Annotated in this window: 7 protein-coding genes; 1 reads left to right on the top strand and 6 read right to left on the bottom strand. The window is 64.1% G+C overall.

Annotated elements, in window-relative coordinates; all coding sequences use genetic code 11:
* Window positions 1-108: 108 nt before the first annotated feature.
* Both ACZK0Z_RS06695 and ACZK0Z_RS06700 read right to left on the bottom strand, forming a co-directional pair.
* Window positions 109-1692 carry an FAD-dependent oxidoreductase gene (locus ACZK0Z_RS06695; protein ID WP_197633345.1) on the bottom strand — a complete coding sequence of 528 codons (1584 nt, stop codon included), beginning with the start codon at window positions 1690-1692 and terminating at the stop codon, window positions 109-111.
* A gap of 77 nt (window positions 1693-1769) precedes the next feature.
* On the bottom strand, window positions 1770-2264 hold the full coding sequence (locus ACZK0Z_RS06700; protein ID WP_197633343.1) for a VOC family protein: 495 nt from the start codon (window positions 2262-2264) through the stop codon (window positions 1770-1772).
* A gap of 317 nt (window positions 2265-2581) precedes the next feature.
* On the opposite strand from ACZK0Z_RS06700, the gene ACZK0Z_RS06705 reads away from it, so the two are divergent.
* A complete protein-coding gene (locus ACZK0Z_RS06705; protein WP_049430121.1) occupies window positions 2582-5605 on the top strand; it encodes a TonB-dependent receptor in 3024 nt (1007 codons plus the stop codon).
* A gap of 131 nt (window positions 5606-5736) precedes the next feature.
* Here the strand turns inward: ACZK0Z_RS06705 and ACZK0Z_RS06710 are convergent, their stop codons facing one another.
* From ACZK0Z_RS06710 to ACZK0Z_RS06725, 4 genes are all read right to left on the bottom strand, one after another.
* Complete coding sequence (locus tag ACZK0Z_RS06710; RefSeq protein ID WP_049430122.1) at window positions 5737-7746, bottom strand: M13 family metallopeptidase; 2010 nt, start codon at window positions 7744-7746, stop codon at window positions 5737-5739.
* A gap of 222 nt (window positions 7747-7968) precedes the next feature.
* A complete protein-coding gene (locus tag ACZK0Z_RS06715) occupies window positions 7969-10071 on the bottom strand; it encodes a M13-type metalloendopeptidase (protein WP_197633341.1) in 2103 nt (700 codons plus the stop codon).
* Between the two features lie 170 nt (window positions 10072-10241).
* Window positions 10242-12269, bottom strand: coding sequence for an alpha/beta hydrolase family protein (locus ACZK0Z_RS06720; protein ID WP_049427108.1), 2028 nt, complete (start codon window positions 12267-12269; stop codon window positions 10242-10244).
* 91 nt (window positions 12270-12360) lie between these two features.
* Entirely contained in the window at window positions 12361-15333 is a 2973-nt protein-coding gene (locus ACZK0Z_RS06725) for a TonB-dependent receptor plug domain-containing protein (protein ID WP_049427105.1), read from the bottom strand.
* Window positions 15334-15370: the final 37 nt, after the last annotated feature.

Here is a 15370-nt window from a genome sequence, read left to right on the forward strand (position 1 = left end):
ACCTTGGTTGGCACGAAACGAGAGGGATGATTGCCAACCCCGGTCGGTACCCACCAACGGCAGGTCATGCATGCGGCGGGTACGTGCGCATCCAAGCACGGCGTGGATCTACAGATCCTGCAACACCACCTGCGCGGCATTGTGCCCGGGCGCACCCGTGACGCCACCACCGGGGTGGGTACCCGAACCACACAGGTACAACCCGGGCAGGGCACCGCGATAGCCGGCCTGGCCAACCATCGGCCGTGCCGAGAACAACTGGTGGGCACTGAGCGCGCCGTGGAAGATGTCGCCACCGACCAGGCCGAAGGTGCGCTCCAGATCAAGCGGCGACAACACCTGCCGACCGAGGATGCTGACAGCGAAACCCGGCGCATACCGTTCAACGGTAGCGATCATCAGATCGGCGACTGCTTCACGATGATCATCCCAGTGACGCCCGTCGGGCAGCACCGGCGCCACGTGCTGGCAGAACAGGCTGGCCACATGCTGTCCGGGCGGCGCCAGCGAATCGTCCAGCGTGCTGGGAATCAGCATTTCCACGATCGGCTCGCGTGACCAGCCATCGCGGCGCGCATCCAGCCAGGCGCGGTCCATGTAGTCCAGGCTGGGCGCCATGATGATGCCGGCGCTGAGGTGATCGCCGGGGCCGGGCAGGGCGCGGAAGTCCGGCAGCCGCGACAGCGCGAGGTTCATCCGGAACGTCCCGGAGCCGCAGCGCCAGTGTGCCATCCGCTCGCGCGTCGCCGCCGGTACCTGCGCCGGTTCCAGCAACTGCTCGTACAGCAGCTTGGGGTTGACGTTGGCGACTACGGCGCGTGCGCGCAGGATTTCGCCGTTGGCCAGGTCCACTCCCACGACGCGGCCCTGTTCGGTCAGTACCCGTTGCACGCCGGCATCCACGCGCAGTTCGGCTCCGGCCTCGCGCGCCGCGCTGGCAATCGCCTGGCTGATCGCGCCCATGCCGCCGATTGCATGGCCCCAGGCACCCTTCACGCCATTGCACTGGCCGAACACGTGGTGCAGCAGCACGTAGGCGCTTCCGGGCGTGTAGGGGCTGGCATAGTTGCCGACGATGCCATCGAAGCCGAACAGCGCCTTGATCGGCGCGCTCTCGAACCAGCGGTCCAGGTACTCAGCCGCTGAAAGCGTGAACAGGTCCAGCAGTTCCTGGCGCAGCGAAGCATCCAGCGTTGCCAGTTCGCGGCCGAGACGGCCCATCTGCCACAGCGCGGGCAGGGCACGCCAGCCGCCGGCCACGCCGACGTCCGGGGGGGCGCGCAGGGCCCACGCACGCAGCACGTCGGCGAAGATCTCCAGGCGTGCTTCATACGCTGGCAGCGCCTGCGCATCGCGTTCGGAGAATTTCGCGACCTCGGCCTGGGTGCGGCCGGGCGCCGACAACAGGTAGCGGCCGTCCGGCAATGGCAGGAAGTTGTTGACCGGGCGCGCGACAATGCGCAGCCCATGCGCCTGCAACTGCAGGTCGTCGATCACCTTCGGCTGCAGCAACGACACCGTGTACGACGCCACCGAGTTGCGGAAGCCGGGATGGAATTCCTCGGTGACCGCGGCGCCGCCGAGCACGCCACGCCGTTCGAGCACCAGCACCTGTTTGCCGGCGCGTGCCAGATAGGCTGCACAGACCAACCCGTTGTGGCCGCCGCCGACGATGAGTGCATCCCAGGTCATCAGCACCTCTGAAGAAAGCGGGCGGAGGGGATTGCGTTGCAATCAGCATCTGATCACAGACCCGTGCGGGAAGCGATTTAATTCCCTCCGCCCCCTTTTTGGATCGCGGCTTCGATGGTGGCGATGTCGATCTTCTTCATCGGCATCATCGCGTTGAAGGCGCGCTTGGCCAGTGCCTTGTCCTTGCTGGTCACTGCTTCGATCAGCATGCGCGGGCTGATCTGCCAGGAGATGCCCCAACGGTCCTTGCACCAGCCGCATTGGCTCTCCTGGCCCCCGTTGCCGACGATCGCGTTCCACAGGCGGTCGGTCTCGGCCTGATCCTCGGTCTGGATCTGGAAGGAGAACGCTTCGCTGTGCTTGAACGCGCTGCCGCCGTTGAGGCCGACGCAGGGAACGCCGCAGACAGTGAATTCGATGGTCAGAACGTTGCCTTCCTTGCCGTCGGGGTAGTCGCCCGGCGCGTGATGCACGGCGGTGACCGCGCTGTCGGGCAGGAGGCTGGCATAGAAGGTGGCGGCCTCGAGCGCGCCATTGTCGTACCAGACACAGATCGTGTTCTTGTGTGCCATGTCGGGGCTCTACGTTGGACGAAGCCACAGCGATAGCACGGCCGCTGTTAACCCGGGATCTGTATCACGGCCAACGGAGACAGGGTGGGGGAGCCGGCCGAAAGCGGCTGCAAGTCTCTGATTGTTAAATAAAACATGAATGAGCTTCATGTTTGTGTCGAAATTTTTCCTTTAATTTCAATTGGTTGTTTTTGTTCAGCTGCCATTGCAAATTAAGAATTGATGAAATTAATATTTGATTCAGCTGCAAGGAACTGTCGCTTCCATGTAGCAATTCTGCAATCGCAGCCTGATCTTCACCGAATCAAGGAAACTCCATGACCAGCAGCAAGCACGTCGCAAGGCTGAAGCGCACCGCCTTGGCGGTCGTCCTGACTTCTTTCATTGGCGCCGCCGCCGCTCAGAGCACGACCGGTTCGTTGTACGGCAGCGCGCCCGCCGGTACGACCATCGTGGTTCAGAGCGACACGGGCCTGAAGCGCTCGGCGACCGTCGACAGCAATGGCCGCTACAACCTCGGCTCGCTGCCGGTGGGCAAGTACACCATCATCCAGCAGCGTGACGGCCAGACTGTCGAGCAGCGCGAGAATGTGCTGTTGAAGGTTGGCGTTGGCACCGAGGTGTCGTTTGCCGGTGGCGCCAGCGCCGCCACCACACTGGAGGCAGTGAACGTCGTTGCAGCGAATGTGCCGAAGATCGATGTCACCAACACAGTATCCAAGTCGGTCATCACATCCGAGCAGCTGGACGTGTTGCCTTTGGGGCGCAGTGCCGAAGCCATCGCACTGCTGGCGCCAGGTGTTGTCTCGGGCAGTGGCGCGTTCAGCAATGGCTCGCGTTCGGTGCTGTCCTTCGGCGGCTCCAGTGTCACTGAGAATGCCTACTATCTGAACGGCTTTCTGGCCAACAATCCGCTCAGCAATCTGGGTGGTATCAGCCTGCCATACGGGTCGATCGACCAGCAGGAAACGTTCATGGGCGGTTACGGAGCGGGATACGGGCGCTCCACCGGCGGCGTGATCAACCAGCTCGGCAAGCGCGGCACCAATGAATGGCATTTCGGCGTGCAGGCTACCTGGGCGCCGGATTCGCTGTCGGCTTCTGCGGCCACTGTCATCTATCCCAATCGCCAGCTGCCCAATGGATACAGCTACACCGATGACTCGTTGCCTGGCTCGCTCTATCGCTACCGCAAGGATGATGTCGCCACGCGTACCACCTACAGTGGCTACGCCAGTGGCCCGCTGATCGAGGATCGCCTGTTCATCCACCTGGCTGCGGAAAAGGACCGCACCGAAGGTGTGTCCACGAACAGCTCTGCAGCAACGCAGCAGGTGCGCAACCACTACACCATCGATGCGCCGAAGTTCTATGGAAAGATCGACTGGAACATCAACGATAGCAACACGCTGGAATACACCCGTGTGCAGAACACCGATCGCAACGGTGGCTACTACCGATCGTTCGATTACGAGGACCTGGCCGAAGGTGATCGCACCGGCACGTTCCCGAACACCACGAAGCTCAAGGACGACTTTGACATCTTCAAGTACACCGGCTACCTGAACGATGACCTGACCCTGAGTGCGGTATGGGGTCGTAGCAAGGAGAGCAATCTGGAGTCGAATCCGCTGGATACGGCCAACCCCTATCTCAGCAGCCCGGGCAATCAGGATCCGTCCATTACCGGTGGCCGCCCCATCCGCAATGACCAGTCGGCGCTCTATACCAAGTCGTCCGATGCGGGCAGCAAGACCCGAGGTCTGCGTGTAGACCTGCAGTACCGTATCGGCAACCACGAGCTGACTGGTGGCATCGACAACATGTACTTCCAGGGGCATAACGAAGGCCAGGCGATGACCGGGCCGGGGTACGCCTGGATCTATGGCCGTGTCGATCCGGCCTCGTCGCCGAATCCGGGCTTTGACATCACCCCGCCGGGCGGCAATGGCTACTTCGTGCAGAAGTACATCTTCTCCACGACCACCAGCATGTCGGTCAAGCAGAAGGCCTACTATCTGGAGGACCGTTGGCAGGTCACGCCGAACTGGTTGGTGACCCTCGGCATCCGCAATGACAAGTTCACCAACTACAACAGCGCGGCCAAGCCTTACGTCGACAGCGGTGACCAGTGGGCGCCGCGTCTGGGCGCGAGCTGGGACGTGTTTGGCGATTCGTCGCTGAAGGTGTTCGCCAACCTGGGCCGTTACTACCTGGCGTTGCCCAACAGCGTTGCCATTCGTGGTGCGTCCGCCTCGACGTTCACCCGCGAGTACTTCACCTATAGCGGAATTGATGCCAACGGCAACCCGACCGGGTTGACCGCTCTGGGCCCGGGCCCGGTGTCAGCCAACAATGAATATGGCCAGACCCCTGATCCGTTGTCGATTGCGCCCACCGACCTGAAGTCGCAGTACCAGGACGAGCTGATCCTTGGCTTCGAGAAGACGCTGGGCGAGCGCTGGAGCTCCGGTGCCAAGTTCACCTATCGTCGCCTGCAGACGGCCATCGACGATACCTGTGACTCCGATCGCATCCATGACAAGCTTGCCGCGATGGGCGTCGACGACAGCAATCTCGATGTCCCGGGCTGTGTGATCTTCAATCCGGGCAAGACCAATACCTTCATGATCCGGCACGCGGATGGTTCGGGTTACACGCCGGTGCAGATGAGCTCCGCCGACTGGGGTTACGGCAACAAGAAGGCCAAGCGTGACTACATCGCCGTCGATCTGTTCATCGAGCACCCGCTGAGCGACAAGTGGTACGGACGTCTGGATTACACCTGGTCGCGCAGCTTCGGCAATACCGAAGGCCAGGTGAAGTCGGATATCGGCCAGGATGACGTCTCCAAGACCCAGGACTGGGATGCCGCGGCACTGATGGAATACGCGGGCGGCTATCTGGCGAACGACCGTCGTCACCAGCTGAAGGGCTATGGCGCCTATATGTTCAACGACGAGTGGTCGGCGTCGGCCACCCTGCGGATCATGTCGGGAGCGCCGAAGAGCTGCCTGGGCTACTACGGCACCGATGAGAGTGATCCGCTGGGCTACGACGCTGCCTATCACTATTGCGGTGGCAAGCCGTCGCGCCCGGGTGACGCAGGCCGGCAGCCCTGGACGACCCGCCTGGATCTGGGCGTGATGTATCGCCCTTCGTTTGCCGATCACAAGCTGGCTTTCAGCCTGGATGTTTTCAATGTGCTGAACCAGCGTCGTGCCGTGCAGTCTGACGCGGTCTATGAAGATGGCCCCTATACGGTGTCCAACACCTACGGCATGGGTACCTACTTCAGCGCACCTCGTTCGGTTCGTGTCAGTGCGTCCTACGACTTCTGATCGCAGCACCTGATCGATCTCTCCAGAAAACGACCTGGACCCCGGCCATGCCGGGGTTCCTTTTTTGGGTCGCCAGGCGAAAAAAAGGGCGCCCGAAGGCGCCCTCTGCATTACCCGTTGCAGCAGCTAGCTCAGCGCCAGACCTTGATCTGCTCGGCTTCGCTGCGCTGCATCGGCTGGCCGGCCTTGCAGCTGAAGGTGGCACCGAATGCCGGCAGGTTGGCCAGCGTGCCGTTGCTGCGCCACAGGCCCGGCGCACGGATGTCGGCGGTCAGGCGACGCACGGCCTCGTTCGGCGACAGCTGCTGCGCCCACAACGCCGACCACGCGCGGAAGAAGCCCTGCTGCTGTGCCTGCTTGGCTTTCGGCTCCTGCGCGGTGTACGCGGCCCAGGCCAGTTCCAGGCCGGCGATGTCGGCCAGGTTCTCTTCCTGGGTGAGCGTGCCGTTGACCTTGGCACCCTTCACGCCCGGGAAGTCGTAGGCGCTGTACTGCGCGGCCACGCGATTGCCGAGCAGGGTCCAAGCGGTCTTGTCTGCCGGAGTCCACCAGCTGCGCAGTTCGCCCTTGGCGTCGACCAGCGCGCCCTTGGCATCGATCGCGCGGGTCAGCTCATGGCCGACCAGGCCACCGAAGCTGCCGAACTTGTCGGCGGCGTCGGCCTTGGCGTTGAACACCGGGCCCTGCAGGATTGCAGCGGTGACGATCAGGCGGTTCTGCGCCAGGTCATAGGCCAGCGACGGCTGCTGCGGCAGCACGTCCCAGCGACGGTCAGCGTTGCCCTTGCCGATGCGCTTCATTTCCTCGCGATGGCGCCAGGTCGAAGCAATCAGCATGTTGCCGCCGAAGGAACCACGGCCCATCGGCTGCACGCTGTAGTCCAGGTCGCGCAGCGGGGTGCCGATCTCGATCTTCAGCGCGGCCAGCTTGGCCTGCGCTTCGGTCTTGGCTTCGGCACTCATCCAGCTGCTGTTCTTGACCGCCTCGATCTGCACTTCGCGCACCTTGTCGACGATCCATGCGGCCTGGCGACGATCTTCTGCCGACAGGTAACGGGCGGCGTATTCGCGGCCGAGCATCGGGCCGGCGGCCACGTTGATCGCCTCCAGCACATCTTCCCAACGCTGCGGCGGCAGCGTTTCGCCACGCAGCACGCGGCCACGGAATTCAAACTCGGCGTCGCGGTAGGCCTTGGACAGATACGGCGCCATCGAGTCGCCCACGCGCCAGCGCAGGTAGGCCTTCCACTGGTCCGGCTTGAGCTTGGTGACCATGCCGTCGAGCTGCTTGAACAGGCCCGGGTCGGCCAGCGAGACCAGGTCGTCGTCCACGCCCTGGGCCTTCAGGAAGGCATCCAGCTGCAGGTTGCGGTAGCGGCTGTTGAGCTCCTTGGTGGAGATCGGTGCGTAGTTGTTGAACGGGTTGTTGATGCCGGCCAGCGACTGCGCGTTGCGCGCCAGTTCGGTTTCCAGCGCGATCACCGATTGCGACTCGGCATCCAGCTTGGCGGCCGGAGTGCCGGTCAGTGCCAGGATCTGCTTGACGTAATTGCGGTAGCGGCCCATCAGCGCGACGGTGTCGGCGTCGGTGCGGGTATAGAACGCCGGGTCCGGCAGGCCCATGCCACCCTGCATGAAGTAGCCGATGTGGCGGTCCAGCGCCTTCAGGTCCACGTCCGGGCCGAAGTTGAAGGCCACCGGGATGCCGACCTGGTGCAGCGCGGCGATCGAGGCCGGCACGTCCTTGGCTTTCTTGATGGCGTTGATGCGGGTCAGCAGCGGGGCGATCGGATTGGAACCGTCGGCTTCCACGGCGGCTTCGTCCAGGCCGCTGGCCCAGAAGTCGCCCAGTAGTTTCTGCACGTTGCCCTGCGGCGCCTTCATCGCTGCGTCGAGCAGTTCACGCTGCTGCTGACGGCTGCGGTCGACCAGCTGGCCGAGCGCGGTGGTGGCACCGGTCTGTGGCACCGGATTGGCCTTCAGCCAGCCTGCGTTGGTGGCGTCATAGAAGTCGCTGCACTGGGCACTGACAGCCGGGGCGCGGGCGGCCTTCTTCTTGGCGGCGGCGAACGCATCGTGGGTCGGGACCAGGGTCGCCAGGCTGATGCCCAGGGCGATGGCAAGCGGACGGAAATTGGGCATGTGGAACGAATCCGTGATGGATTGAGGGCGCGCGCACTATAGCAAGCCGGGCATGGACGCGGCATGCACGCATCACGCTGCTTTCGCCGGCCAGGGTCGGCCGCTACCGGGGAGCGCCGAGATCAGTGGATCCACGCCATGCGTGGATGAAAAGCACCCCGGAAAAACAAAGGCCCGGGAATTCCCGGGCCTCTGCAGGTCTGCAACAGCGTCAGCCGTGGCTTACCAGATCACCACCTGCTGGTCGCCGCTGCGGGCCATCGGCGAACCGGCCTTGCACTGGAAGGCGGCCGCGAAGGTCGGCAGGTTCGACGGCGCACCCATGGCGCGGAACTGCGCCGGGGCGTGCGGGTCGGTCGCCAGGCGGACCTTGGCGTTTTCCGGGGTGTACTTGGTGCGCCACACGGTGGCCCAGTTGAAGAAGAAGCGCTGGTCGCGGGTGAAGCCGTCCACCTTCGCGTCTTCCTTGCCTGCGCTGGCCTTCTGCAGTGCGTCGTAAGCGGTGGCCAGGCCGCCCAGGTCGGCGATGTTCTCGCCCAGGGTCAGGTGGCCGTTCACCGCCTGGCCGTCGACCTTGTACTGGTCGAACTGCTTGACCAGCTTGCCGGTCAGGCCTTCGAAGTTCTTCTTGTCAGCGGCGGTCCACCAGTCTTCCATGTTGCCGGTCGGCCCGAATCGTGCACCCTGGTCGTCGTAACCGTGGGTCATTTCGTGGCCGATCACCGCGCCGATGCCGCCGTAGTTCAGCGCGTCGTCGGCCTTCGGATCGAAGAACGGCGGCTGCAGGATGGCGGCCGGGAACACGATCTCGTTCTGCAGCGGGTTGTAGTAGGCGTTGACCGTCTGCGGGGTCATGCCCCACTCGGTCTTGTCCACCGGCTTGCCGATCTTGGACAGGTTGAACTTGTAGTTGAACTCGTTGGCCGCGCGCACGTTGCCCAGGAAGCTGTCGCGCTGGGTCTGCAGGCCCGACCAGTCACGCCACTTGTCCGGATAGCCGATCTTCGGGGTGAAGGTTTCCCACTTGGCGATGGCCTTGGCCTTGGTTTCATCGCTCATCCAGCTCAGGCCCTGGATGCGTTCCTTCAGCGAGGCGGCCAGGTTCTTCACCAGTTCTTCCATCTTCGCCTTGGCTTCCGGCGAGAAGGCCACCTTCACGTACAGCTGGCCGAAGGCTTCACCTGCGTCGTTCTCGATGGTGCCCAGCACGCGCTTCCAGCGCGGCTTCTGTTCCTTCTGGCCGTTGAGGGTCTTGCCGTAGAACTCGTAGTTCTCCTGCACGAAGGCGTCGGCCAGGTACGGCGAGGCGCTGTCCACGGTGTGGAAGCGCAGGTAGGCACGCCACACAGACGGATCGGTGTCGCCCAGCGCCTTGCTCACTTCCTCATGGAAGGCCGGCATGGCCAGCGAGAACTTCTCCGGTGCGGCCACGCCCTGCGACTTGAAGAACTCGGTCCAGCTGAAGTTCGGGGTCAGCTTGTCGGCGTCGGCCAGGGTGACCGGGTTGTAGTACAGCTCGACGTTGCGCGACAGTTCGACGCGCGACTTGGAGGCCTTGGCCAGGCGGGTCTCGAACCTGACCACTTCCTCGGCCTGCTTGGCAGCGTCGGCAGCGGCAACACCAGACAGCTCCAGCACCTTGGCGACGTGTGCCTGGTAGGCCTTCAGCTTGTCGGCGTTCTTGGCGTCGGTGTAGTAGGTGCTGTCCGGCAGGCCCAGGCCGCCCTGGCTGGCGTAGGCCATGTTGACGGCCGAGTTCTTGAAGTCGGCTTCAGCGCCGAAGCCGAACAGGACGTTGTCACCCTTGGCGGCGCTGGTGCGCAGGTAGTTGGCAATGGCCGCCTTGTCCTGCAGCCCATCGATCGCGGTCAGGTCGGCCTTCAGCGGCTCGATGCCCTGGGCGTTGATCTTGGCCTCGTCCATGCCGGTGGCCCACAGGTCGCCGACGATCTTCTCGATGTGGTTCGGGGTCTTCACCTGTGCCACCTGCTCGGCCAGCTGGTGCTGCACGGCCACCGAGCGCTCGTCGAGGATGGTGAAGGCGCCCCAGCTGGTGCGGTCGCCCGGGATTTCATTGGCGGCCAGCCACTTGCTGTTGACGTAGTCGCCGAAGGCGCCGCAGGCGTCCTTGCTGGTATCGAGGTCGCTGGGCTGGAAGGCGTTGTAGGCCGGCAGCTTGCTCTCGTCCAGGGTGTAATTGGTGGCTTCGGCGGCAGTCGGCGTGGAGGCGGTGGCGTCCTTGGCCGGGGTTTCGTTCTTGCCGCAGCCAACCAGCGCGGCCGAAACGGCCAGGGTCAGCAGCACGATCTTGGGAGTACGGGTCACTTTGATGGCCTCCAGGCCGAGTGAGTCAGGGAAGGGCCGCAGGGACGGCCGTGGGCCGAACGATACGCCGCCGGCCTGCCCTGCAAGGGTGTCGAAGGTCATGGCCGGGCGCAAGGGCCAGAACGAGCAAGGGCGCCCGGTGGGGCGCCCTTGCCTGGGCAACGCATCGATTACAGGCCGCCGCCGCCGCAGCCCTTGCCCAGGTAGTCGTCGATCAACCTGAGCTGGTCGCCCATGATCGCGCGGGTCCAGGCCGGCCCATGCGCATAGTCGGCGATGGCGTGGAACTCGACCGGCTGCCCCGAGCCCTTGGCCTTGTTCACGAACCACTCCGACTGCTCGATGGGAACCGTACGATCGCGGTCACCGTGGTAGACCATCAGCGGAATCTTCATCTCTCTCGCCTTGTCCAGCGGGTTCAGGCCCGCCACGGTCGGTGCCTGTGCCTGGCGGAAGAACGGATTGGTATAGAAGCGCGACCAGATCTTCTTGATGTCCGAGACGCCGGCACCGGCAATGGCGCATTTGTACAGGCCGTTCGGGCGCACCGAGGCCGCAAACGCCGAGTAGCCGCCATAGGAGAAGCCGAACATGGCGATGTGGCCGGGGCGGGCGATCTTCTGGTCGATCATCCACTGCGCGCCGTCGTCCTTGTCATCCTGCATCTTCTGGCCCCACTCGGCGTCACCGGCCATCCACAGCTTGCGGCCCCAGTCGGCCGAGCCGCGGAACTGCGGGCGCAGTACGGCCATGCAGCGCGATGCCATCAGCGGCACCCACATCGAGCCGTCGAAGTCCATGCCATCGCGGGCCCACGGACCGCCATGCGGGTGCACGACCGCCTTCCAGGGACCGGCACCACACAGTTCGGTGTTGGGCGTGGTCAGGAATGCCGGAATGTCCAGCCCGTCGCGGGCCTTGTAATAGACCAGTTTGGTGTCGCCCAGGGCTGCAGGCTGGATGTCCGGATAGGCCTTGGCCAGCAGGGTCAGCTTGCCGTTGCGCAGCAGGTGGTACTCGGGCGGGTTGGACGGGCCCGACGTGGCCACCAGCACGGTGGACAGGTCGGGGGTGTAGTCCACCACCTGGTAGCTGCGGCCAGTGTCGTAATTGGTGGTGAAGCGCTGGCCATTGGCGGTGTCGACCATTTCCAGCGGTTGCTGCTGGATGCCCAGGGCCTGGCGAAGGCCCTGGTCCAGCGCCTTCATCCGCGGCGACGTCCACTGCAGGTCGTCACCGCGCGGGCCCGCATAGCGGATGCCGAGGATCTCGCCGAACGGAATCGCGCCGTTGCGATAGCGGTTGATCGACATCGAGCTGGCGTTGAACAGCTTGTGTTCGTACAGCACTTCCTTCTGCTTGCGTGCGGCGATGTCGTACTCGTACACGATCGCCTTGTCACGGCCGACGTTGCTCAGCACGAAGGCGATGTTCGGGTCATCGGCAAAGCCGATCACCTGGTTGACGTCGCGGTTCTTCACATAGGAGCGGAAGTGCTCTTCCCACGCACCGCTGCCGGTGTTGCGGAACTCGGTAGCGACGTAGGCGCCGGTTCCGTCCACGTCCTGGCGCAGGCGTGCACGCAGTTCGCTGTCCAGGTCGGTGACATAGCCGGCCACACGCTCTTCGGTCTTCTGCACGCGCTGCGAGGTGAAGCTGCGCAGGTCGACCTTGTAGACATCGCCGGAGCTGCCGCCGCTGCCGTTGATCACCAGGATGTGGTCCGGATCATTGGGGAGCGTGTCCAGCACCGTCGGGTTGGACAGCGCCTGCTCGAGTTCCTCGCTGCGGCTGCTGGCACGCGGCGGCGTAATGGGCTCCTTCCACTGCTTGCCCTCGATGTCGGTGATGAAGAACTTGCTGACGAAGGTCTTGGTGACACGGTCGGCGCGCAGGTCGAAAGGCTGCCATAGCACCACGGCGAGCTGCCCATTCTTGATGAACGATACGCTCTGGAACTTCATCCGGTTGGCACCGATCACCGTGGGCGCCTTGTCCAGCGCATCGGTGCGCCAGACCACGATCACGCGTTCTTCGCCGTTGGCGCGCAGGCCGGCGATGTGCTGCCCATCCGGAGACAGTGACAGGCTGGAGATGGCAGGGAAGGCCGCCAGCTGTTCAATGGTGGGGGCGACAGGCTTGGCATGCAGCCAGGGGGAAATGCTGGCCAGGGCTGCCAGCAACAGGGTTCGCTTCATTGCTTGCCTCGATCTCAGGGCGATCCCGGCGCAAGGCCGGGGCCGGAAACGAAACCGCCGCCCCGAAGGGCGGCGGTGGGTAACGACTGGATCAGAATGACCGTGTGATGTTCACGAAGTACGTACGGCCGAAGTAATCGAAGCCGCTGTACAGGGGCGCGTTGCCAACCGTGCTCAGCACGCCCTGCGAAATGGTAGGCGGCTTCTTGTTGGCGAGGTTGCGCACGCCACCGGTGACCGACCACTTGTCCGCTTCATACTGCAGCGAGGCTGCCTGGATGAAGTAGTTCGGGGTGTACATTTTGTACTGGCTGGTGGCCGGATCGAACAGGCCCGGGTTGCGCTCCTCGTAGTAGGCGTAACTGTCCATCTTGTCGATCCAGTCCAGACCGTAACGGACTCGCCAGTTCTTCCACTTGTAGTTCAGGTCCAGGGTGGCGGTATTTTCCGGCGAGCCGATCATGCCGGCCGAGTCGACCTTCGGATCGTCCGAGAACAGCTGGCTGGTCTGCTCGAAGTAGTGCGTGCCCTGCAGGGTGGCACGGAACTCGCCCGGGCCGATGTCACGCACATAGCGCAGGGTGAAGTCCAGGCCGCGGACCTTGTTGGTGGAGACGTTGATGAAGCCGTTGGTGACCGTCAGCTGGTTGGTCTGCGGGTTGCGCTGGATCAGGCGGCACAGGCCGTTGCCCGCAGTGAAGTCCGCGGTGGAGCTGCCGTAGCAGTTGCGCAGGATGGCGGCGCCGCCTGCGTCCTGCACACCGTTCTCGACCTTGATGTCGAAGTAGTCCAGGGCCAGCGACAGATCGCCGAAGGCCGGGCCAAATTCCGGCTGCAGGACCACGCCGAAGGTTTTGGCGGTGGAGGTTTCAGCCTTCAGGTTGTTTTCCGCGCCGCCCTGGGTGTAGACGGTGATGCCCTGCAGCTGGGTGAACTCCGGATCCAGGCCCAGCGACGCGCAGTTCTGGTAGCGCATCGATTCCGGGCGGGCCTCAATGTAGTTGTCGCAGGGGTCGGACGACTGCGGCAGGAAGCCGGTGGTGGCGCCCAGGAACTGTTCGAACAGGGCGGGTGCGCGGTACGAGGTGCCGTAGGATGCGCGGAACGACAGCCACTTCACCGGGGTCCACAGGGTGCCGATCTTGTAGGTCTCGTCGGAACCATAGGACTTGTAGTCGGTATAGCGGCCGGACAGGTTGACCGACAGCTCCTCAGCGCCGGTGACGCCGGACAGCAGCGGCAGTTCCAATTCGCCGTAGGCTTCGAACACCGAGTCGCTGCCGCGGGTCGGCGAGGAAGCGGTCAGGTTGTACAGGTCCTGGTCAATGGAGTACTGCGACGGGCTGTCGTCGATGCGGGCCTTGCGGTACTCCACACCGAACGCGCCACCGGCCGAACCATAAGGCATGTCGAACAGCGGGCCGTTGACGTTGAAGTTGACCGTGGTTTCCTTGTACAGCGTGTTGCCGGTGACCGGGACGAACACCCAGTCCTTCCAGTCCTGCGGCAGACGGCCGCCGATCGTGTTGTTGTTCACCGGGGGGGCGGCGACGCAGCCGTTGGAGGCATCACGGCAGACGAAGCCACCGGCGCCGTTGGAGACCACATCCAGGCTCTGCGCCAGGCGGCTGGTCAGGAAGCTCTGGAAGGTGTAGTCCGCATCGCTGCGCGAATGCATGATGTTGAAGTCGTAATTCCATTCCGAGCTCAGGTGGCCGCGAAGGCCAGCGTTGAAGCGCAGGAAGTCGACCTTCTGCTTACTCTGGTCGTTGCCGAAACCAATGAAGGCACGTACGCCCATCGGCACGCCATTGGTCTGGTCGGTGGCCGGGCCCGCAACGCTGTCGCGGAGGTTGGCCGGGATAAGCGGATTGCCCACTGCATAGTCCAGGGTCAGCTGGCGATAGCCGGTCTGGGTCGACTTGCGGTGGTTGCCGAGGAACTCGTAGTACAGCTCAGCGTCGCCCAGCGCGTTCAGGTCGAAGCCGCCCTGGAAGTAGGCGGTGTGGGTCTTGACCGGGGAGATCAGCGACTGATTGAGCATCTGCGGGTCGAAGGTGTCGCGGTTCAGCGCACCCACGCCTTCGTAGCCGACCAGGCCGGTGGTGACCGACGAATTCGGGCGCCAGCGGTTGAAGCGGGTGCCGCTGCCTCCCGGCGCGGCGACGCCGGTACGGGTGTTGGTGCCAAGCGTGTTGATGGTCACGCCGCCGCCGTCGAGGGTGTAGCACTTGGACTTGCCGGTCAGCGGATCGATGAAGTCGCCGCTGCCCCAGTAGTCGCCGGCCTCGATGTCGCGATACTTGTCGGTGGCGCAGCGGGTCCAGTCGCGGTCGCCGAGGTTAAGTGCGTTGCGCACCGTGTACTCGTACGAACCGGAGAAGTGCGAGCGCTCGCCGGTGCTGCCGAAGGTCAGCGCATAGCGACGCTCATCGCCGCCGCCGCCGTCGGTCGCGTTGTGCTGACCTTCGAAGGTGACACCGTCGACCTTCTTCTTGGTGATGATGTTGATCACGCCCGCGACCGCGTCGGAGCCGTAGATCGAGGACGCGCCGTCCTTCAGGATTTCGACGCGGTCGACGATCGAGTTCGGCAGCACGTTCAGGTCGGTCGAGCCGACCGAGCCGCGCGAGCCGGCCGGCGAAACGCGGCGGCCGTTGAGCAGGATCAGGGTACGGGTCGGGCCGAGGCCACGCAGGCCCAGGGTGTTGGCGCCGGGGCCGCCGTCGGTGACGTAGCCACCGTAGGCGTTGTTGATCTGCGATGCACCTGCGGTCACCGCGGTGCTCTGCAGTGCGGCGGTGGTCGAGTTGAAGCCGGCCAGCGTGGTTTCCTCACGGGTCACGACCTGGACCGGGGACACCGAGTTGAACACGTCGCGGCTGATGCGCGAGCCGGTGACGGTCACCGTGTCCAGATTGGTTGCCTTCGACTTGGCCGCTTCCTCGGCCGTCTGCGTCGAACCCGCGTCCTGGGCGAATGCCGGAGCGGCTGCGATGAGCAGCACGGCAGAAGCGAGGGCAAAGCTCAGCGGATGCCTGCCGAGCGACTTGCGATTGATCATCTGAAATCCCCTTGAATCCAATGATTGCGTCGTACAC

The sequence above is a fragment of the Stenotrophomonas sp. 116085_Sma genome, from assembly GCF_056479585.1.

What these genes read in the sequence shown, in the direction of transcription:
- ACZK0Z_RS06705 (WP_049430121.1), top strand. Translation starts at nt 2,582, where the DNA reads ATGACCAGCAGCAAGCACGTCGCAAGGCTGAAGCGCACCGCCTTGGCG.
- ACZK0Z_RS06700 (WP_197633343.1), bottom strand. Translation starts at nt 2,264, where the DNA reads ATGGCACACAAGAACACGATCTGTGTCTGGTACGACAATGGCGCGCTC.
- ACZK0Z_RS06720 (WP_049427108.1), bottom strand. Translation starts at nt 12,269, where the DNA reads ATGAAGCGAACCCTGTTGCTGGCAGCCCTGGCCAGCATTTCCCCCTGG.
- ACZK0Z_RS06695 (WP_197633345.1), bottom strand. Translation starts at nt 1,692, where the DNA reads ATGACCTGGGATGCACTCATCGTCGGCGGCGGCCACAACGGGTTGGTC.
- ACZK0Z_RS06725 (WP_049427105.1), bottom strand. Translation starts at nt 15,333, where the DNA reads ATGATCAATCGCAAGTCGCTCGGCAGGCATCCGCTGAGCTTTGCCCTC.
- ACZK0Z_RS06710 (WP_049430122.1), bottom strand. Translation starts at nt 7,746, where the DNA reads ATGCCCAATTTCCGTCCGCTTGCCATCGCCCTGGGCATCAGCCTGGCG.